Origin of the sequence: Flavobacterium channae, assembly GCF_021172165.1 — a bacterium.
Taxonomy (GTDB): domain Bacteria; phylum Bacteroidota; class Bacteroidia; order Flavobacteriales; family Flavobacteriaceae; genus Flavobacterium; species Flavobacterium channae.
On sequence record NZ_CP089096.1, the window covers coordinates 1777200 to 1798952 of the forward strand.

18 protein-coding genes are annotated in these 21753 nt (G+C 32.3%); 15 read left to right on the plus strand and 3 right to left on the minus strand.

Features of this window, described 5'->3' with window-relative positions:
* Positions 1 to 23 precede the first annotated feature (23 nt).
* From trpD to LOS89_RS08245, 8 genes are all read left to right on the plus strand, one after another.
* Positions 24 to 1016, plus strand: coding sequence for an anthranilate phosphoribosyltransferase (trpD, locus tag LOS89_RS08210; RefSeq protein WP_231834797.1), 993 nt, complete (start codon positions 24 to 26; stop codon positions 1014 to 1016).
* A gap of 2 nt (positions 1017 to 1018) precedes the next feature.
* A complete protein-coding gene (gene trpC, locus LOS89_RS08215; RefSeq protein WP_231834798.1) occupies positions 1019 to 1804 on the plus strand; it encodes an indole-3-glycerol phosphate synthase TrpC in 786 nt (261 codons plus the stop codon).
* A complete protein-coding gene (locus tag LOS89_RS08220) occupies positions 1801 to 2442 on the plus strand; it encodes a phosphoribosylanthranilate isomerase (protein ID WP_231834799.1) in 642 nt (213 codons plus the stop codon). The genes trpC and LOS89_RS08220 overlap by 4 nt, the downstream gene beginning before the upstream one ends.
* Positions 2426 to 3619: a tryptophan synthase subunit beta gene (gene trpB / locus LOS89_RS08225; RefSeq protein WP_231834800.1), complete on the plus strand. Its 1194-nt coding sequence runs from the start codon at positions 2426 to 2428 to the stop codon at positions 3617 to 3619. The genes LOS89_RS08220 and trpB overlap by 17 nt, the downstream gene beginning before the upstream one ends.
* A gap of 36 nt (positions 3620 to 3655) precedes the next feature.
* Positions 3656 to 4417, plus strand: coding sequence for a tryptophan synthase subunit alpha (gene trpA, locus LOS89_RS08230; RefSeq protein WP_231834801.1), 762 nt, complete (start codon positions 3656 to 3658; stop codon positions 4415 to 4417).
* Between the two features lie 84 nt (positions 4418 to 4501).
* Positions 4502 to 5059 carry an NfeD family protein gene (locus LOS89_RS08235; RefSeq protein WP_231834802.1) on the plus strand — a complete coding sequence of 186 codons (558 nt, stop codon included), beginning with the start codon at positions 4502 to 4504 and terminating at the stop codon, positions 5057 to 5059.
* 12 nt (positions 5060 to 5071) lie between these two features.
* On the plus strand, positions 5072 to 6592 hold the full coding sequence (locus LOS89_RS08240; protein WP_231834803.1) for a flotillin family protein: 1521 nt from the start codon (positions 5072 to 5074) through the stop codon (positions 6590 to 6592).
* Positions 6593 to 6739: 147 nt separating this feature from the next.
* Positions 6740 to 7765 carry a M28 family metallopeptidase gene (locus LOS89_RS08245; RefSeq protein WP_231834804.1) on the plus strand — a complete coding sequence of 342 codons (1026 nt, stop codon included), beginning with the start codon at positions 6740 to 6742 and terminating at the stop codon, positions 7763 to 7765.
* Between the two features lie 99 nt (positions 7766 to 7864).
* Here LOS89_RS08245 and glyA read toward each other — a convergent pair whose 3' ends face one another.
* The gene (glyA, locus tag LOS89_RS08250) at positions 7865 to 9139 is read right to left on the minus strand and encodes a serine hydroxymethyltransferase (RefSeq protein ID WP_231834805.1); all 1275 of its coding nucleotides are present in this window, start codon (positions 9137 to 9139) and stop codon (positions 7865 to 7867) included.
* Positions 9140 to 9251: 112 nt separating this feature from the next.
* On the opposite strand from glyA, the gene fahA reads away from it, so the two are divergent.
* From fahA to clpB, 3 genes are all read left to right on the plus strand, one after another.
* The gene (gene fahA, locus LOS89_RS08255) at positions 9252 to 10538 is read left to right on the plus strand and encodes a fumarylacetoacetase (protein ID WP_231834806.1); all 1287 of its coding nucleotides are present in this window, start codon (positions 9252 to 9254) and stop codon (positions 10536 to 10538) included.
* A gap of 200 nt (positions 10539 to 10738) precedes the next feature.
* Positions 10739 to 11920: a hypothetical protein gene (locus tag LOS89_RS08260; RefSeq protein WP_231834807.1), complete on the plus strand. Its 1182-nt coding sequence runs from the start codon at positions 10739 to 10741 to the stop codon at positions 11918 to 11920.
* A gap of 216 nt (positions 11921 to 12136) precedes the next feature.
* Complete coding sequence (gene clpB / locus LOS89_RS08265; protein WP_231834808.1) at positions 12137 to 14740, plus strand: ATP-dependent chaperone ClpB; 2604 nt, start codon at positions 12137 to 12139, stop codon at positions 14738 to 14740.
* Positions 14741 to 14843: 103 nt separating this feature from the next.
* Here clpB and LOS89_RS08270 read toward each other — a convergent pair whose 3' ends face one another.
* Entirely contained in the window at positions 14844 to 16199 is a 1356-nt protein-coding gene (locus LOS89_RS08270; RefSeq protein WP_231834809.1) for a M28 family peptidase, read from the minus strand.
* A gap of 172 nt (positions 16200 to 16371) precedes the next feature.
* Between LOS89_RS08270 and LOS89_RS08275 the strand changes: the two genes are divergently transcribed.
* The 4 genes from LOS89_RS08275 to LOS89_RS08290 all read left to right on the plus strand — a co-directional run bounded on the left by LOS89_RS08275 (position 16372) and on the right by LOS89_RS08290 (position 19729).
* Complete coding sequence (locus LOS89_RS08275) at positions 16372 to 17616, plus strand: MFS transporter (protein WP_231834810.1); 1245 nt, start codon at positions 16372 to 16374, stop codon at positions 17614 to 17616.
* An 80-nt stretch (positions 17617 to 17696) separates the two neighbouring features.
* On the plus strand, positions 17697 to 18305 hold the full coding sequence (locus LOS89_RS08280) for a DUF2238 domain-containing protein (protein ID WP_231834811.1): 609 nt from the start codon (positions 17697 to 17699) through the stop codon (positions 18303 to 18305).
* A gap of 21 nt (positions 18306 to 18326) precedes the next feature.
* On the plus strand, positions 18327 to 18887 hold the full coding sequence (locus LOS89_RS08285; RefSeq protein ID WP_231834812.1) for a GNAT family N-acetyltransferase: 561 nt from the start codon (positions 18327 to 18329) through the stop codon (positions 18885 to 18887).
* Positions 18884 to 19729, plus strand: coding sequence for an aldose 1-epimerase family protein (locus tag LOS89_RS08290; protein WP_231834813.1), 846 nt, complete (start codon positions 18884 to 18886; stop codon positions 19727 to 19729). Before LOS89_RS08285 ends, LOS89_RS08290 begins: the two co-directional genes overlap by 4 nt.
* Here LOS89_RS08290 and LOS89_RS08295 read toward each other — a convergent pair.
* Positions 19724 to 21751 (minus strand): hypothetical protein, encoded by a 2028-nt coding sequence (locus tag LOS89_RS08295; RefSeq protein ID WP_231834814.1) that lies wholly within the window; start codon positions 21749 to 21751, stop codon positions 19724 to 19726. The genes LOS89_RS08290 and LOS89_RS08295 overlap by 6 nt on opposite strands.
* Positions 21752 to 21753 lie beyond the last annotated feature (2 nt).

The window sequence follows — 21753 nt, forward strand, 5'->3', positions numbered from 1 at the left end:
TATCCAATATTAAAATTACTGAAATGAAAAATATATTAAACAGATTAATTCAACACGAAATCCTAACCAAAGAGGAAGCCAAAGATGTTTTGGTCAATATTTCTTCTGGAAGTTACAATCCAAGTCAAATTGCAGCATTTATGACGGTTTACATGATGCGAAGCATTACCATTGAAGAATTAGCGGGTTTCCGTGAAGCTTTGTTAGAATTGTGTATTCCGGTTGATTTTTCCGCTTACAATACCATCGATTTGTGTGGAACAGGCGGCGATGGAAAAGATACTTTCAATATTTCTACTCTTGCCTCATTTATCGTAGCTGGAGCAGGAATTAAAGTCGCAAAACACGGAAATTATGGTGTTTCCTCCATTTCTGGTTCAAGTAATGTGATGGAAAAAATGGGTGTGAAATTTACTAACAATTCCGATTTCCTAATTAAATCCATCGAAGAAACAAATATTGCTATTTTGCACGCACCACTCTTCCACCCTGCTATGAAAAATGTAGGTCCGATTCGAAAAGAATTAGGTGTGAAAACGTTTTTTAATATGTTGGGACCAATGGTAAATCCATCTTTTCCAAAAAATCAGATGGTGGGTGTTTTCAGTTTAGAATTGGCTCGAATGTATGCTTATTTATACCAAAACACAACAACCAACTACTCTATTTTACATGGATTAAGCGGTTTTGATGAAGTTTCATTAACGGATGAAGTAAAAATTATTTCTAATACATCCGAACAAATCTTAAAACCAATCGATTTCAAACTTCCAGAATGTAAATTAGAAACTATCAAAGGAGGAACAACTGTTGATGAATCGGCTAAAATTTTCTACGATGTCATTTCTGGGAAAGGAACAAAACCTCAAAACAATGTAGTTTGTGCAAATGCAGCCATAGCCATTCAAACTGTAGAAAAATCAAGTTATGAAGACGCTCTTTTTAAAGCACAAGAAAGTTTAGCTAGCGGAAAAGCATTTGAAAAATTAAAAAAATTAATCGAAATAAGTAATTAATCATGAACATTTTAGATAAAATTATCGTCGACAAAAAAAGAGAAGTGCTAGTGAAGAAAAGTATTATTTCTGTAGCACAACTTGAAGCTTCAGCTTTATTTAATTCCAGAACGTATTCTCTTAACAAACTATTAAAAAATAGTGCTGTAGGAATTATTGCCGAACATAAAAGACGTTCGCCTTCTAAAGCGGAAATCAATAATAAACATAATGTAGAAGATGTTGTTTTGGGTTATCAAAATGCTGGTGTTTCAGGAATTTCAGTTTTAACCGATACTAAATACTTTGGCGGTAGTTTGGATGATTTATTATTAACAAAAGCTTCTGTTAATATTCCACTTCTTAGAAAAGAATTCATCATCGACGAATATCAAATTTTAGAAGCAAAAGCTAATGGCGCTGATGTTATCTTATTAATTGCAGCAGTTTTAACACAATCCGAAATCAAACAACTATCGGAATTTGCTCAAAGTTTAGGTTTAGAAGTTTTGCTAGAAGTACACAATTTAGAAGAACTTGAGAGCGCTATAATGCCAAGTTTAGATATGATTGGCGTTAACAATAGAAACTTAAAAACATTTGAAGTCAGTTTAGATTACAGCAAACAATTGGCATCAAAAATACCAGATGAATTTGTAAAAGTGTCCGAAAGTGGTATTAGTTCAGTTGATGCCGTTAAAGAATTGCAACAATTTGGTTATCAAGGATTTTTAATGGGAGAACATTTTATGAAGACTAATAATCCAGGATTAGCAGCACAAAATTTTATCAAAGAACTACTATTATGAAAAGAATACAACTAAAGATTTGTGGCATGAAATATTCCGATAATATTGAGAAAATTTCAGATTTAAATCCAGATTATATGGGATTTATCTTTTGGGAAAAGTCAAAGCGAAAAATGGAATTAGATGCAATTCCTGAAATTCCTGAAACAATAAATAAAGTGGGTGTGTTTGTAGATGCTTCCATTAATGAAATTAGTACTAAAATAAAACAATACCAACTTCAAACCGTACAACTTCATGGAAATGAAACGGTTAATTTTTGTAAAATGGTAAAAAGATTGGATGTAAAAGTTATTAAAGTTTTCTCTGTAAACAACGATTTTAACTTCAATAATCTAAAAGAATATGTTCCATTTATAGATTATTTTCTTTTTGATACTAAAGGAAAATTACCTGGAGGAAATGGCATTATGTTCGATTGGAAAATTTTAGAACAATATCCATTCTACAAGCCTTTTTTCTTAAGTGGTGGAATTGGAAAAACGGAAATAGATGCTATTAAAAAATTTTTCAAAACCGATGTTGCAAAAAATTGTATTGCTATAGATGTCAATAGTCGATTTGAAACAAAACCAGGTTTAAAAAGTGAAATTAAACTGAAAAAATTTAAAAAATTACTTTATGAAAACGAAATATAATGTTGATGAAAACGGATTTTACGGAAAATTTGGAGGTGCTTTTATTCCAGAAATGTTATATCCGAATGTAGAAGAATTAAAAGAGAATTATCTTAAAATAATGGTCGAACCTTCTTTTCAAGAAGAGTTTAACGATTTATTGAAACAATATATTGGACGCCCAACATCTTTGTATTTTGCAAAACGTTTGTCTGAAAAATACAATACAAAAATCTACTTAAAACGAGAAGATTTGTGCCATACTGGAGCTCACAAAGTCAATAACACTATTGGGCAAATTTTAGTTGCAAAACGTCTTGGTAAAAAAAGAATTATTGCCGAAACTGGCGCAGGTCAACACGGCGTGGCCACTGCAACGGTTTGTGCCTTAATGGGGCTTGAATGCATTGTTTATATGGGAGAAATTGATATTAAACGTCAAGCACCAAATGTAGCACGAATGAAAATGCTTGGCGCTGAAGTTCGTGCTGCGACTTCGGGTTCGAAAACCTTGAAAGATGCTACCAATGAAGCAATTAGAGATTGGATTAATAACCCAATTGATACTTTTTACATCATTGGCTCAGTTGTTGGACCACATCCATATCCTGATATGGTGGCACGTTTTCAAAGTGTGATTTCAAAAGAAATTAAAACCCAACTTCTGACACAAGAAGGCAAAGAAACTCCTGACTATGTAATTGCTTGTGTTGGTGGAGGAAGTAATGCTGCTGGAGCTTTCTACGAATTTTTAGACGAAGAATCGGTAAAATTAATCGCTGTAGAAGCGGCTGGACATGGCGTAGATTCAGGAGAAAGTGCTGCAACATCTGTATTAGGGAAAATTGGAATTATTCACGGAAGTAAAACTTTATTGATGCAAACCGAAGATGGCCAAATCACTGAACCTTATTCAATTTCAGCAGGTTTAGATTATCCCGGAGTTGGTCCACTGCACGCGCATTTACATGATGTAAAACGTGCTGAATTTATTGCCATAACTGATTCGGATGCCATGCAAGCTGGATTGAATCTTTCTAAAACAGAAGGTATTATTCCTGCTATTGAAACGGCTCACGCTTTTGCGGTTTTAGACAAAAAACAATTTCAACCTTCAGATATTGTTGTTATTAACTTATCAGGAAGAGGCGATAAAGATTTGAATACCTATATTGATTATTTTAAATTTATTGAATAGTAATTAGTGAAAAGTGATTAGTCAAAAACAAATAATATGAACAGAATTAATCAAAAAATACAAGAAGATAAAAAACTGCTTTCCATTTATTTCACAGCAGGATTTCCAAAAATAAACGACACCGTTTCCATTATTCAAGAATTAGAGAAAAACGGTGTTGATATGATTGAAATTGGTTTGCCTTTTTCAGATCCTTTAGCAGATGGACCAACCATTCAAGAAAGTTCGACAATTGCAATTGAAAACGGAATGACAACTTCATTACTATTAGAACAATTGAAAGACATTCGTAAAACCGTAGAAATTCCTTTAATCATAATGGGTTACTTCAATCCGTTGATGCAATTTGGAATGGAGAAATTCTGTCAAAAATGTGCTGAAGTTGGAATTGATGGATTAATAATACCTGATTTACCTTTACATGTTTATGAAACCGAATACAAAGCCCTTTTTGAAAAATACAACTTGAAAAATATTTTCTTGATTACACCTCAAACTTCAAACGTACGTATAAAACAAATTGACGCTATTTCGGATAGTTTTATTTATATGGTGAGTTCGGCAGCTGTAACGGGAAGTAAATCAGGTTTTGGTGAAGAACAAATCAATTATTTCAAAAGAATTTCCGATTTAAAACTAAAAAATCAGCAAATAGTTGGATTTGGAATTAAAGACAAAACCACCTTCAATCAAGCAATTGAATTTCAAAAAGGTGCAATTATTGGCAGTGCTTTTATCTCGTTTTTAAAGAATAATCCAGTTTCCAACATCAAAGAATTTATCAATAAAATAAAGTGATTTTAAAGTTAGTTAGCAGTATTTTTTTGTAAATTGTAACTTTTTGTAAAACTAATCGTATAATTAGAAAACAAACTGATAACTATGAACTTTCTCGAAAATTATGAGCCATTACTAAAGGCTTTCTGGTACATTGCATTGCCTGTAAGTATCTTTTTTCTATTGCAAACTATTTCTACTTTTATAGGTTTAAGTGGTTCTGAAACAGATGCTGATTCTCATGATGGTGATGGTGATACCCCATTTGAATTATTTACATTACGTAACTTAATTAATTTTTTGCTGGGTTTTAGCTGGACAGGAATTTCATTTTATGAATCTATCGAAAATAAAACTGTTCTTATTGGTATATCTGTAATTGTTGGGGTTTTATTTGTTGGGGTTTTCTTTTTCTTAATCAAGCAAATATTAAAACTTTCAGAAGATAATAGTTTCAAAATTGAAAACACTATCAACAAAACGGGTGAAGTATATTTGACCATTCCTGAAGCTAAATCTGGAAAAGGAAAAATCCAAATAAGTGTAAATGGTTCATTTCATGAATTAGATGCTATTACTAATTCTCCTGAAAAATTAGCTTCTGGAATTGCTGTAAAAGTAGTTGCGGTTGACCACAACTTAGTTATCGTAGAAAAAATCTAATCCTTTATTTATATGACACAAATCATTATTATTGTTGTAGCCGCTTTTGTGCTATTCGTAACTTTTGTGACCTTAATTTCGCGTTACAAAAGATGTCCTTCCGACAAAATTTTAGTAATTTATGGTAAAACTGGTGGCACATCGGCAAAATGTGTTCACGGAGGTGGTGCCTTTATTTGGCCTGTAATCCAGGATTATTCATTTTTAGATTTAAAACCAATTTCTATTGAAGCTAATTTAACCAATGCACTTTCTCGTCAAAATATTCGTGTTGATGTTCCTTGTCGTTTTACAATTGCGATTTCAACTGAAACAGACAGCATGAATACAGCAGCTGAGCGTTTGTTAGGTTTGCATCCAGAACAAATTCAAGAGTTGGCAAAAGATATCTTATTTGGACAATTGCGTTTGGTTATCGCAACCATGACAATTGAAGAAATTAACTCGGATAGAGATAAATTTTTGGATAACATTTCTAAAAACGTTGATTCAGAATTAAAGAAAATAGGATTAAAATTAATCAACGTTAACGTTACCGATATCAAAGATGAATCGGGTTATATTGAAGCTTTAGGAAAAGAAGCCGCTGCAAAAGCAATTAACGAAGCTAAAATTTCGGTTGCTGAGCAAGAGAAAATCGGGGAAACTGGAAAAGCAGTTGCTGATCGTGAAAAAGACGTTCAAATTGCAGAAACGCACAGAGATCGTGATGTTAAAATCGCAGTAACAAACAAAGACAGAGAAGTAAGTATTGCGGCAGCTTTTAGAGATGAAAGCATTGGTAAAGCTGAAGCACAAAGAGATACTCGTGTAGCAACTTCTGAAGCAAACGCGATTGCAATTCAAGGAGAAAATGAGGCAAAAATTGCCATTGCTCAATCGGAAGCTGCAAGACGTGAAAAAGAAGCAGAAGCATTACGTATTGCGTTAGCTTCTGAAAAAGTACAACAAGCAAAAGCATTAGAAGAAGCGTATCAAGCTGAACAAAAAGCAGAAGCCGCTCGTGCTGAAAGAGAGCGTTCTACACAAAATGCAAACATTGTAATTCCAGCAGAAATTGCGAAACAAAAAGCAGTTATCGATGCACAAGCAGAAGCGGAAAGAATTCGTGTTCAGGCAAAAGGGGAAGCTGATGCTATTTTTGCAAAAATGGAAGCTGAAGCAAAAGGTTTGTATGAAATCTTAACCAAACAAGCGGAAGGTTACCGTGAAGTTGTAGGTGCAGCTGGTGGTGATCCAACAAAAGCTTTCCAATTATTGTTAATTGAAAAATTACCTGAATTGGTTAAAACTCAAGTTGAAGCTGTTAAGAATATCAAAATTGATAAAATTACTGTTTGGGATTCAGGAAACAATACAGATGGTAATGGTTCAACAGCAAATTTTGTATCAGGTATGATGAAAACAGTTCCTCCTTTAAATGATTTATTTAATATGGCTGGTTTAAATTTACCAACGTATTTAAAAGGAGAAGATGTACCTAAAGATGTTACTAATTCTAACGATATTACTCCAACTGAAGAAGTGAAATAATCGTTTAAAGTTTTAATTTAGAAATCCCAAATTCCAGCTTAATGGATTTGGGATTTTTTTTAATGTTAAAAATCCGTAATAAAAAAACATTTTTAGCTACTAACTATTATATTTGTTTAAACTATTAATATAACCTAACCTAAAACTATGAAGAGAATATTGTTTTCAGGTGCTATTTTGACACTTTTATTAGCGAGTTGTTCTTCTGCTCAAACTACTCAAAATAAAAATGCAGATGCAGGCACATACATTAATACTATTAGTGCAGACGAACTAAGCAAACACTTACATATTGTTGCTGGGGATGAAATGCAAGGTAGAAACACAGGAGAACCTGGACAAAAAAAAGCGGGTGAATATTTGATTAATGAATACAAAAAAATGGGAATCAGCTTCCCTCCTGGAGCTACAGATTTCTATCAAAAAGTCCCTTCTGAATTCATGAAAAGAGGTTTTGCTCCTAAATTGAATGATTCAGAAAACATTTGGGCTTTCATCAAAGGTTCTGAAAAACCAGATGAAATTTTAGTAATTTCTGCGCATTATGACCACGTGGGAATGAAAAATGGAGAAATATTCAATGGTGCCGATGATGACGGTTCAGGAACTGTTGCTTTATTAGAAATTGCACAAGCATTTAAAGAAGCTCAGAAAAATGGAAATGGACCAAAACGCTCTATCTTATTTTTACACGTTACTGGTGAAGAACACGGATTACACGGATCTAGATATTACTCAGAAAATCCATTGTTTCCAATAGCAAATACAATTGCAGATATTAACATTGATATGATTGGTAGACGCGATACATTACATCCAAATACTAATAATTATGTATACGTAATCGGTTCTGATAGATTAAGTAGCGAACTTCATACAATTAATGAAGAAGTTAATGCAAAATACACTAAGTTAGATTTTGACTACAAATACAACGATAGAAATGATCCTGAAAGAATTTATTTCCGTTCAGACCATTATAATTTTGCTAAAAAAGGAATTCCATCTATATTCTTCTTTAATGGTGTACATGAAGATTATCACAAAGCAACAGATACTCCAGACAAAATTGAATATGACGCTTTAGCAAAAAGAGCACAATTGGCTTTTGCCTTGGCTTGGGAATTAGCAAATCGTCCTGAAAGAATAAAAGTTGATAGAGACGGTAAATAATTACGAATAAGAAAATTACGAATTATGATGTTAAAATAAAAAATCCGAGCAATGCTCGGATTTTTTATTTAATATTTAAGTTATTTAATCTTCTTTCAATTAAAAAACAAACATTGCTCTTTCGCTCATTAAATCATTAACTTCTTCCGCAACTTGTTCTAAAACAGCTTCATCAGTATGATTCATTAAAACTTTATCAATTAAAGCTACAACAGTCTCCATATCTTCTTCCACTAAACCACGTGTTGTGATAGCTGGAGTTCCCACACGAATACCCGAAGTAACAAATGGTGATTTATCATCAAACGGCACCATGTTTTTATTTACAGTAATTTCAGCTTTTACCAATGCATTTTCTGCATCTTTACCTGAAATTCCTTTATTTCTTAAATCGATTAACATCATGTGATTATCAGTACCACCAGAAATTAATTTGTATCCTCTTCTGTTAAATGCTTCTGCCATTGCCTGTGCATTTTTCTTCACCTGCATCGCATAACGGAAAAACTCATCCGTCAAACATTCTCCAAACGCCACCGCTTTAGCAGCAATAATATGCATCAAAGGTCCACCTTGATTTCCTGGAAAAACCGACATATCTAAAACATGCGACATCATTCTGATTTCTCCTTTTGGAGTAGTTAATCCCCAAGGATTTTCGAAATCTTTCCCCATCATAATCATACCTCCTCTTGGACCTCTTAATGTCTTGTGAGTAGTTGTAGTTACAATATGACAATGTGGAATTGGGTCATTCAATAAACCTTTAGCAATTAATCCTGCTGGGTGCGAAATATCCGCTAATAATAAAGCACCAACGCTATCAGCAATTTCTCTGAAACGTTTAAAATCCATATCACGAGAATAAGCTGAAGCTCCTGCGATAATCATTTTTGGTTTGTTTGCTGTTGCTATTTCTTGGATTTTATCATAGTTTAAAACACCTGTCTCCTCTTCTACCCCATAAAATACTGGATTGTATAATTTCCCTGAAAAGTTAACTGGAGAACCATGTGTTAAATGACCACCATGTGATAAATCAAATCCTAAAATAGTATCGCCAGGTTTTAAACAAGCTGCAAAAACGGCTGTATTCGCCTGAGAACCCGAGTGAGGTTGAACGTTTACATATTCAGCTCCAAATAAAGCTTTTGCTCTGTCAATTGCAATTTGTTCTACAATATCTACTACTTCACATCCTCCGTAATATCTTTTACCAGGATATCCTTCAGCGTATTTGTTGGTTAAACATGAACCTGCCGCTTCCATTACTTGGTCGCTAACAAAGTTTTCAGAAGCAATTAATTCAATTCCGTGAATTTGTCTATCTTGTTCGTCAAGAATTAGGTCAAAAATTTGTTCGTCGCGTTGCATTGCAATAAATATTCGTTAAAATTAGGTCAAAATTACGAAAAAGGTTTGTTACATTGCTAGATAATTTTATATTTGATTCATAATTTTTCAACAACAAACTAACAATATAAATATGCCAAATATTGCCAATGACCCAAAAAGAAAATCATGGATAAATGTTCCTGAAAACAGCGACTTTCCTATCCAAAATATCCCTTTTGGTGTTTTCATCACTAAAGAAGATGTCATCACTATTGGAACAAGAATTGGAAATTGCGCCATCGATATGGGTGCTTTACAACAATTAGGTTATTTTGAGGGTATCGATTTAACAGACGACATGTTCATGCAAGACACATTGAATGATTTTATTTCTGACGGAAAAAAAACATGGCGTTTAGTACGAAATCGCTTAGCTGAACTTTTTGATGAAACTAATCCCAAATTAAGAGATAACAAATCTCATAGAGAAGTTATTATTTTTAAAGTAGAAGACATTGAGATGCTTTTACCTGTTCAGATTGGAGATTACACCGATTTTTACAGTTCAAAAGAACATGCTACCAACGTAGGAAAAATGTTCCGTGACCCAGAAAATGCATTATTACCAAACTGGTTACACATTCCTGTAGGTTATCACGGAAGAAGTTCTACAATTGTTCCTTCAGGAATTCCGGTACACAGACCTTATGGACAAACCTTACCAAACGGAGAAACAACTCCAGTTTTTGGACCATCAAGATTAGTGGATTTTGAATTAGAAACCGCCTTCATTACTACCGATGCAAATTTAATGGGAGAACCAATTCCAGTAGAAGAAGCAGAAGAACACATCTTTGGAATGGTTTTATTTAACGATTGGAGCGCGCGTGATATCCAAAAATGGGAATATGTACCACTTGGACCTTTCTTAGCGAAAAACTTTGCTTCATCAATTTCTCCATGGATTGTAACTATGGATGCTTTAGAGCCATTTAGAGTAAAAGGTCCTGAGCAATCACCAGAGCCATTGCCTTATTTACAACAAAAAGGTGAAAAGGCATTTGATATCAATCTAGAAGTTTTAATTAAACCTGAAAATTCAGAAGAAACTGTAGTTTCACGTTCGAACTTTAAGTATATGTATTGGTCAATGGCACAACAATTGGCTCACCATACTATTAATGGCTGTAGAGTAAATTCTGGCGATATGATGGGAAGTGGAACAATTTCTGGACCAACAGAAGATTCTTTCGGTTCGATGTTAGAGTTAACTTGGGGCGGACAAAAACCATTGAAAATGAAAGATGGTTCAGAACGTAAATTCATCAACGACAACGATACTGTAATTATTAGAGGATTTTGTCAAAAAGACAATCTAAGAATTGGTTTTGGAGAGGTTTCGAGTAAACTTTTACCAGTAGTCGATTTAAAATTATAATCAACTTATTTTTAAAAATAAAAAACTCCAAAATTCACCTTTCGGAGATTTGTTTTTATAGCCTTGATGGAAATGGCATCCTTTTTGTTTTTGCTCTAAAAAAAAAGATAGAATGGACAGCAAGATAGAGCTCCAAAAAAGAGAACTATCCAATTAAATAGCTCCAAAAAAATTCTATATTTGCCTAAATTTCAAATTTTATGAGAAAAATTACTTTATTATTTTTATCGTTATTAATTGTTTCTTGCGGTGTGAAGCAAACTCAATCAATGCTTAGTAATGGCGATTATGATGGTGCTATAAATAGAGCTTTAGAAGGTTTAAGAACCAATAAAAACTCAAAAGGAAACCAAGATTACGTTTACTTGCTAGAAGAAGCTTTTGCTAAGGCAAAGCAACGCGATTTAGAATCTTTAAACTTATTAATAAAAGAAAATAATCCTTCAAACTACGAAAGAATATTCAATCTTTACACACAATTACACAATCGTCAGGAAAGAATTAAACCTATTTTACCTTTACAATTAATTAAGGAAGGTAGAAATGCTATTTTTCCTATGGATGACTATTCTGACGAATTGATTAGTAGTAAAAATAATCTTTCTGGATTTTTATATTCAAATGCTAAAAAATTATTGAGTTCAAAAAATAAAATAGATTTTAGACAAGCTTATGATGATTTAGCTTATCTAGACAAATTGAATCCTAATTATAGAGATGTTCGTGCGTTAATGGATGAAGCTCAGTTTAAAGGAACTGATTTTGTTCATGTTTATACTAAAAACGAAACCAATATGGTTATTCCAAAACGTTTACAAGACGATTTGTTAGATTTTAGCACTTATGGAATTAACGATAAATGGACTGTTTATCATAACAATAAACAAAAAAACATCAATTATGATTTTGGAATGATTGTAAACTTTAGACAAATTAATATTTCTCCGGAGCAAGTAAAAGAGAAACAATTTATCAAAGAAAAACAAATTAAAGACGGAACTAAAACATTACTTGATGCTAACGGAAATGTGGTCAAAGACAGTTTAGGAAATCCTATTAAAGTAGATAATATGAAAACGATTACTGTTAGTATTTATGAATTTACACAGTTAAAATCGTGCCAAGTTACTGCAAAAGTAGATTACATTGATTTTAGAACTAACCAGTTAATTGATGCTTTTCCTGTAACTAGCGAATTTATTTTTGACTATATCTACGCAAATTACAATGGTGATAAACGTGCTTGTGAAGAAACATATTACCAATATTTTGATCGTAGAGCTGTTCCTTTTCCAAGTAATGAGCAAATGGTGTATGATACTGGAGAAGATTTAAAAGCGAAACTAAAAGGTATTATTACCAATAATAAGTTTAGAAGGTAATTTTATAACATTATTAACTTAAGGCAGTATGATATATACTGCCTTTTTTTGTAACTTTATATGAGATTTTTAATTCAAAAACACTGATTTAAGACATTATGACTTGTTTTTTATCAAACAAACACTTAAAACAAGCCATTTTGACACATTTTAAACATTGGAACATATATTGAATGATTCTGCTTGAGAACAACAAACTATAGAATTATTTAAAAAATGAATATCAATAAATTTACAATCAAATCGCAAGAAGCTTTGCAACAAGCACAGCAAATTGCACAAAGTTTCGGGCAACAACAGCTCGAAAACGAACATATCTTTAAAGGAATATTGGAAGTCGATGAAAACGTAACTCCTTTTATCCTAAAAAAACTAAACGTTAATGTAGATCTTTTCAAAAAAGTCCTAGAAAGCACAATTCAAAGTTTTCCAAAAGTTTCTGGTGGTGATATCATGTTTTCTAGAGAAGCAGGTACAACCGTTAACGAAGCAGAAATTATTGCTAAAAAAATGAACGATGAATATGTTTCTATCGAACATTTAATATTAGCCATTTTCAAATCGAAAAGTAAAGTTTCTCAAATTTTAAAAGATCAAGGCGTTACAGAAAAAGGTTTGGAAGCAGCTATTGCTGAAATCAGAAAAGGAGAAAGAGTAACATCTGCTTCAGCTGAAGAAACATATAATTCGTTAAACAAATACGCTAAAAACCTTAATGATTTAGCTAAAAACGGAAAATTAGATCCCGTAATTGGTCGTGATGAAGAAATTCGTAGAGTTTTACAAATTTTAACGCGTAGAACTAAAAATAATCCAATGCTTGTTGGTGAACCTGGAGTTGGTAAAACCGCTATTGCAGAGGGTTTAGCGCATAGAATCGTAGATGGTGACGTGCCTGAAAATCTAAAAGATAAAGTGGTTTACTCGCTTGATATGGGAGCTTTGATTGCAGGTGCAAAATATAAAGGGGAATTTGAAGAACGATTAAAAGCTGTAGTAAAAGAAGTTACTTCTGCTGAAGGTGATATCGTACTTTTCATTGACGAAATTCACACGCTTGTAGGAGCTGGTGGTGGCGAAGGCGCTATGGATGCTGCTAACATTTTAAAACCTGCTTTAGCACGTGGAGAACTAAGAGCAATTGGTGCAACAACTTTAGATGAGTATCAAAAATATTTCGAAAAGGACAAAGCTTTAGAAAGACGTTTCCAAAAAGTAATGGTAGACGAACCAGATACAGAAAGTGCAGTTTCAATTTTACGTGGTATTAAAGAAAAATACGAAACACATCATAAAGTTCGTATCAAAGACGATGCAATTATAGCTGCTGTTGAACTATCGCAACGCTATATTACCAATCGTTTTCTTCCAGATAAAGCAATTGATTTAATGGACGAAGCTGCTTCTAAATTACGAATGGAAATCAATTCAAAACCAGAAGAATTAGACGTTTTGGATAGAAAAATAATGCAATTGGAAATCGAAATTGAAGCTATCAAGAGAGAGAATGATGAAACAAAGTTAAAATCTTTAGGATTGGATTTGGCAAATCTAAAGGAAGATAGAAACGAAATTTTCACTAAATGGAAATCGGAGAAAGATGTGGTTGATAACATTCAAAATGTAAAACAAGAAATTGAAGATTTCAAAATAGAAGCAGAACAAGCAGAACGAAATGGTGATTATGGAAAAGTAGCGGAAATTCGTTATGGAAAAATCAAAGAAGCTCAAGAACGCTTGGATAGTTTGCAAAAACAATTGGCAGAAAATCAAGCGGGAACTTCATTAATAAAAGAAGAAGTAACCCGTGAAGATATTGCTGAAGTTGTTGCCAAATGGACTAGAATTCCGGTAATGAAAATGCTTCAAGGCGAGAGAGAAAAATTACTTCGCTTAGAAGAAGAATTACACAGAAGAGTTGTAGGTCAAGAAGAAGCTATTGAAGCTGTTAGTGATGCCGTAAGAAGAAGTCGTGCTGGTTTACAAGACATGAAAAAACCAATTGGATCGTTCTTATTTTTAGGAACAACAGGTGTTGGTAAAACAGAACTAGCAAAAGCATTAGCCGAATATTTATTTGACGATGATAATGCCATGACTCGTATTGATATGAGTGAATACCAAGAGCGTCATTCGGTAAGCCGATTGGTTGGAGCGCCTCCTGGGTATGTCGGTTATGATGAAGGTGGTCAATTAACAGAAGCGGTGAGAAGAAAACCTTATTCGGTAGTACTGTTAGACGAAATTGAAAAAGCACATCCAGATACTTTTAATATTTTATTACAAGTTTTAGATGAAGGTAGATTAACTGATAATAAAGGTCGTGTTGCTGATTTTAAAAATACAATTATCATTATGACCTCGAATATTGGAAGTCACATTATTCAGGAAAAATTTGAGAATTTAAAAGGAGGAATCGAGGCTGCAACAGAAGCAGCAAAAACAGAAGTTTTAGGCTTATTGAAACAAACTGTTCGTCCTGAATTTATAAATCGTATTGACGAAATTGTAATGTTCACTCCGCTTACAGATACCAACATCAAAGAAATAGTAGGCTTACAATTAAAAGGAATTATAAAAATGCTAGAAAATCAACAAATTGTCATGGATGCTACGCCTGAAGCAATTGATTATTTGGCTAAAAAAGGATTTGATCCTCAATATGGGGCAAGACCAGTAAAAAGAGTTATTCAACGCGAAGTTTTGAATCAGCTTTCTAAAGAAATTTTAGCTGGAAAAGTCACTACAGATAGTATTATACTTTTGGATAGTTTTGACGGACAATTGGTTTTTAGAAATCAAACTGAGCTAGCAAAATAAATTCAAAAACGCAATACCCCTGATCCATGGGTAAATAATGGGTTAAGTTTGTTTTAGTTTGGGAAACACCGATTTAATCATGAATCGGTGTTTCTTTATTTAACTAGTTTCTTTTAAAAGTAGTTCGAATAATATCATTAGGAAATACCACAACACTTTCTGCACCTGATTTTGAAACCGAGGCTACTCCAAAATAATAATTATCAATAACAATTCCTTGTAGTTCAAAAGTATCAACATCACCTACAAAACGACTAAATTCCCATTGAGGAGAAGTTGTTAATCGCCAATATATCTTATATCCAATACAATTTTCGTCGGAAACTTTATCCCATTTTAATTTCGTATTTGGTTGCACAATCCCTCCTATTCTAACATTTTTAGGCTCAGGAGTTGCCCAAGCCAAACTAGCCAAAGTAATTGCGTTAACAGCTGTTAATTTATTAGCATATTCAAAATTAACGCCTTCAATTACATCGCCATATTTAATTCCGTTTTCAGTTCTCAAATCTTGATGCTGACGATTATAATTTTCATGTGCTTCCATGATTCGCACTCCGGAAAAACCTAAATCATTGAAAGGTCTGTGATGCCCTCCTCTACCAAAACGATCCAATCTATACACCATCATCGGATTCAATTCAGGCATATAAGTAGTTGTCAATTTATGAATATATCGTGCTAACTGTCTTGAAATTCCATCGACTTCTCCACCATAAAATCGTCTATTACTTTTCTCTTTATCGGTTTCTGTAATTGGAGTTGGCTCAGAAAATATTCGAAAAGTTCTATTATCAATTACACCATCAACTCCTTCGATATTTCCAATCATATCGTTATTTAAAACCCCGATTATGTCCCAATTATTTTTTTTTGCATATTCCGCAAAACCTTTACCTCCAAACAGACCTTGCTCCTCACCTGATAATCCCAAGTAAACAATATTGTAATCAAATTTATACTTTGATAAAACCCTTGCTGCTTCAATTGTTCCTGCCATTCCAGAAGCATTATCGTTTGCACCAGGAGCATCTTTTGTGAAATCTATTGGATCAGAGTTTCTACTATCAATATCACCCGTCATAATAACGTAACGATTGCTGTTTTTTAAACCTCTTTGAACTGCTACAACATTAACAATCCAAGTGTCTTTTGGAACTCTTTCTCCGTCATTTGTAGTAACAAAGTCTTTTTGATAAAAAACTTCTAAGCAATTGGAACATTCTTTTGAAACCTTTTCAAATTCCGATTTAATCCATCTTCTAGCAGCTCCAATACCTCTTTTATTTGAGATGGTATCGCTAAAAGTATTTCTCGTTCCAAAATTGGCTAGCGTTTTTATATCACTTTCAATTCTTTTTGTTGAAACTGAATTAATTATATCATAAATTCTTGAATCAGTTTGAGAAAAACCAATCTGAATAAATAATATAACTAGAATTAAATTAAACTTTTTCATGTGCTTTTTTTTCAAATTTAGTAATTCAAATTTTGAAATACATCATATTTTTAAAACAAAACTCAAAAGATTCGTTAATTACATTTCATCTATTTTCGGATTAAATTTTTAAACAAAATCAAATATTACCTGATAATAATTATTTTTACCAAAAACTAACCAAAAAACTACCATGTCAGATTTTACTTTTCAAGAAAAACTAAAACACTTATTATCATTTCCAGTTATTGTAGCCGCACTAGGCTATTTTGTTGATATTTATGATTTATTACTTTTCGGAATTGTGCGCGTTCCTAGTTTAAAAGATTTAAATTTAGATGTCGATACTGCAGGAACTTTAATTTTAAACTTTCAAATGGTAGGATTACTTCTAGGAGGTATTTTATGGGGAATTCTGGGTGACAAAAAAGGAAGACTTTCTGTGCTTTTTGGTTCTATTTTAGTTTATTCATTAGCCAATATTGCTTGTGGATTTTTACCAAATTTTCCATTTGAAGACAAAACGATGCTTTATGCTTGGTTACGCTTTATTGCTGGAGTTGGTTTGGCAGGCGAATTAGGCGCTGGAATAACTTTAGTTTCTGAATCTTTACCAAAACAATTGCGTGCTATTGGAACCTCTATTGTTGCAGGATTTGGACTGCTTGGAGCAGTTGTAGCGCAACTAACCGTAGAATTAGCCGGAGATTGGACAATTGCCTATTATATTGGTGGAGCTTTAGGATTAATGCTATTAGTTTTAAGAATTAGCGTTGCTGAGTCTGGGATTTACAATGATATTAAAGATGATACATCAATTAAAAAAGGAAACTTCTTTTCATTTTTTACCAATTGGAATCGTTTTGTAAAATACACAAAATGCATTGCAATTGGTTTGCCTACGTGGTATTGTATTGGAATTTTAGCTGTAATGGCCAATCAGTTTGCGCCAGTTATGGGAATTTCAAGTATTCAACCTGGAAAAGCAATAATGTGGGCTTATATTGGAATCTCAATTGGTGATTTTGCTAGTGGTTTTATTTCACATTGGTTAGCTTCTCGAAAAAAAGCAATTTTTTACATGATGCTTTTTACTATTGTTGGAGTTTGTTTGTTATTATTTAAAGGAGCAAAATCTGAAAACATGTATTATTTCTATTGTGCTTGGCTTGGCTTAGGAACTGGCTACTGGGCTATGTTTGTGACTGTTGGAGCAGAACAATTTGGAACCAACATAAGAAGTACAGCTACAACAACAATCCCTAACATGGTAAGAGGTTTACTACCAGTTATGCTTTTAGCTTTCGATAGCTTAAAAATTAATAACGGAGTTATCGTTGCGGCAGCCATAGTTGGTTTATTTGCATTTGGCTTAGGCATCTACTCTACTCTAACAATTGCAGAAACTCATAACAAAGATTTAGATTTCAACGAATAATTTGATTAAATTTGGTTAACTATTCTAATTACTTCAAAAACATATTAAACTTTTAGGCTTAAAAAAAGCAACTTAACTAAATGAAAAAACTACAACTTTACACTATTCTATTCTTTTTAGGTTTAGTAATTTCCGGAATTAATCCAAAAGAATATTTCACTTGGTTTTTAGAAGTTTTACCTGCAATAATTGGTTTTACAATCTTGGCTTTCACTCATAAACGTTTTAGATTTACTAATTTCACTTACTTTTTCATATTAATTCATTGTTTTATACTCTTTTGGGGTGGGCATTACACGTATGCCGAAGTTCCACTTTTTGAATGGATAAAAGAAGCATTTGAGCAAAGCAGAAATAATTACGATAAAGTTGGTCATTTCGCTCAAGGCTTTGTACCAGCAATAATTGTGAGAGAATTGTTCATTCGTAAAAATGTAATTGCAAATAAGAGTTTCTTTAATTTCATAATTGTATCTATTTGTTTGGCTATTAGTGCCGCTTATGAATGGTTAGAATGGGGAGTTTCATTATGTACAGGTGAAGGTGGCGATGCTTTTTTAGGAACTCAAGGCTATATTTGGGATACACAATCTGACATGCTCTATGCAACCATTGGAGCAATTTGTATGATTGTGTTTCTAAGTAAATTACATGACAAAGCTATTCAAGAGCATATTCAAGCTCAATAACAAAATTCAAATAAAAAAATAATGCTAGAACTAAACTACTCGCCTTTCCCTATACTGGAATCAGAACGATTACGATTCAGAAAACTAACAGATTCAGATGCTAATGAAGTTATTGCTCTTAGAGGAAGCAAAGAAAATATGCAGTTTATTCCAAGACCTTTAATCACCAATACTGAAGAAGCATTAGCCTATATCAAAATGATAAATGACAAAATTGATGAAAATACGGATATCAATTGGGCTGTAACAGAAAAAGGTTCTGATAAATGCATCGGAATAATGGGATTTTATCAAACACAACCTGAGCATTATAGAACTGAGTTGGGTTACATGATAGTTGCTGAACACAATGGAAAAGGATATGTTACCGAAGCGGTAAAAACACTATTAAATTTTGCTTTTAACACTCTTAATTTCCACTCTATTGAAGCCGTTATCGATTCAAGACATGTTGCTTCGGAACGCGTTTTACAAAAAAATGGATTTGAAAAAGAAGCGCATTTTAAAGAGAATTTTTATTACAACAACGAGTTTACGGATACTGTAATTTACAGTTTATTAAAACGTAATTTTAAAAAATGATAATCACAATTTCAAATTCAAAAATATCAGCTTCAATTAATTCAATTGGTGCCGAATTAATTCGTTTAGAAAAAGACAATAAAAATTACATTTGGACAGTTGATGAAACCTATTGGAACAAAACATCACCTATTTTATTTCCAATTGTAGGTCGATTAAAAAATGATTCCTATTCGGTAAACAATACAACTTTTGAATTACCTCGACATGGATTTGCTAGAAATTATGATTTTCAGATTGTAAACCAAACCGAAAATTCGGTGCTTTTTCAATTAGAAAGCAATTCGGAAACTTTAAAAAACTACCCATTTGATTTTCAATTGCAATTAGAATATGTATTAGAAGGAAATTCCTTAAAAATGAATTATTCGATTGTAAATAAATCAAATGAAACAATGCCTTTTTCAATTGGAGCACATCCTGCTTTTACAATAGAAAATAACTTTTCAGACTATTCTTTACGTTTTAATAAAGACGATAAATTCATCTCGTACGAATTAGAAAACGAACAATTTAACAACACTTTCAAAGAAATCAATTCAGAAAACAATGCCATTTCATTAGATTATTTGCTTTTTGAAAAAGATGCTTTGGTATTTAAACATTTAAACTCTGACGAATTAACCTTGCTGAAAAACGGACAAGAAGTTCTATCAGTTCAATTTGAAGGTTTCCCTTATTTAGGAATTTGGACAAAACCAAACGCTCCTTATTTGTGCATTGAACCTTGGTGTGGTTTAGCAGATAACGTGAATCATAATGGAGAACTTTCTAAAAAAGAAGGCATTAATTTATTAGAAAAAGATGCTGTTTTTAAAAGAACAATGACAATTAAATTATAACAAACCGTTATACTTTCTAACAAACCATTCTGTTGCTAATGAAAGAACAGCAATGATTAGAAGCCAAATCCAATCGATAAGTGGTGATTTTTTGATGGTTTCTTTTTGTGTTGGAATATAGTTTTCATTTTCAATCAAATTTTGAATCAATTTCTCTATTTGATTTGGGTAATAAACCGTTCCATTTGTATTAGCAGCCAATTGTTCTAATCGGCTTTTGTCTGGATTTACAAATTGTTTTTCAATTTCAAAATCTAAAACTTCAAAAGTTCCTGAAAAACTAGTATTGGATTGTATTTCAGAAACTTTAAAAGTATATAAACCAGCTTCTAATCCATCTAAGTTTACTTTATAGGAATTATTCGATTTCAATAAATCGTATTTTTTTGATGCGTTGGTTTTCGAATTTACAACTTGAATAGTTAGTTGGGCTTTTTCATCAAACTCATAGTTTTTATTGAAATATTCTGCTGTTATTTCTATGCTTTCACCAGCGTTATAAAAACTTTCGTAAGTAACATTCAAATTCTTTTTTGAAGCATTTGAAACCAAAAACTGAACAATCTTATCTGTAAACAAATCAAAGTCTTCAAAAGATTTCTTTGACAAATGATTTTCTAATCGCCATTTCCAAATGTTTTCTCCAAACAAATAAGCACTTCTTTTACTACCATTTTCTGTAAATGTTAGTAAAGGATTTTGAAGTTGCACATTCCTAATTCTAGCGGAAAGTAAGGTGTTAACTTTACCTTTTACTGCAATAGTTCCAAAATTATTTTCTAAAGGTGGAAAATTTTCAAAACCAATACTGGATTGGGCAAACAAATTAAAACCTGATTCATAAGTAGCCAAATAATCTTCTTTTTGAGCAGATAATTTAAACAAGAAATCGTCTTGAATTTGATTTAGAAAACCAAAATCTGTTGCTGTTCCTGTAATCAAAAATGTATTGACTTGAGCGACTTTATTTTGATCAAAAATTGGTTTAAAAGTAGTATTTGGCTGATAAAAAATTAAAACATTGTAATTCTGTAAAGACTTAACTTCAGTTGGTTTAAGAATGGTTACTTTGCGTTGTTGATTTTGCTCAATACTTCTTTTTAAAGCACCTAAATCGGGATGATTAATTGCTGAAATTAATGCAACTTCACTTCGTTGATCAATAACTTCAACAGCAAAATTCTTAGTATTATTAATCTGATTTTTCTCTTTGATATTAGAAGAAATCGTGGCTTTAAACTTTGCAATTCCAACTTTATCGGCATTTAACAATACAGAAACCGATTGTGCTTTTTTATCTTTCGAGAAATTAACTACTTGTTTATGAATGGTTTGATTTCCATTTTGAATAGCAAAAGTGGTTGAAATCGACTCATCCCCATTGTATTGTAAAAATACTTCAACCGGAAATTTATTCTTTAAAAAAGCATATTTATTTACGTTGATTTGGTTAATCTTCAAATCAAAAACAGTAGTCGTATCACCTAAAACAACTGGTAATACATTTGTGTTTTCTTGAAAACTAAACACATAATCATTTCCCATAGTTTGATTTCCATCTGTAAATAAAACTATCGGATAATTTACATTTCTATATAATTGTTTTAAGTTTTTGGCAACTCCATCAATATGAGATTGCTTTCCTTTAAAATCAAGAGATTGTAAACTATTGAATTCGTTATCGAATGAAAACAATTGCACATCATATTTTTCATTAATTGCATTATTCTCTGCAATCTTTTTATATAATGATGAAGCATCTTCTGTTGCTCTTAATTCAGAAATCGACTTCGAATTATCAACGACAATTGGTAATGGTGTTTTCTTAATTTCGGTTGTTTTTCTACTGATAATTGGGTTAATCAGTAATAAAAAGATAGAAAACAACGATATAAAACGTAAAAAAGCCAAAAACCAATACAATTTTGATTGATTTTTGACTTTATATAAATATTGGTAAAACGACAATCCAACAGCAACAGTTACTGATAATATAAGTAGTAAAATTGTGTTTATTGTCATTA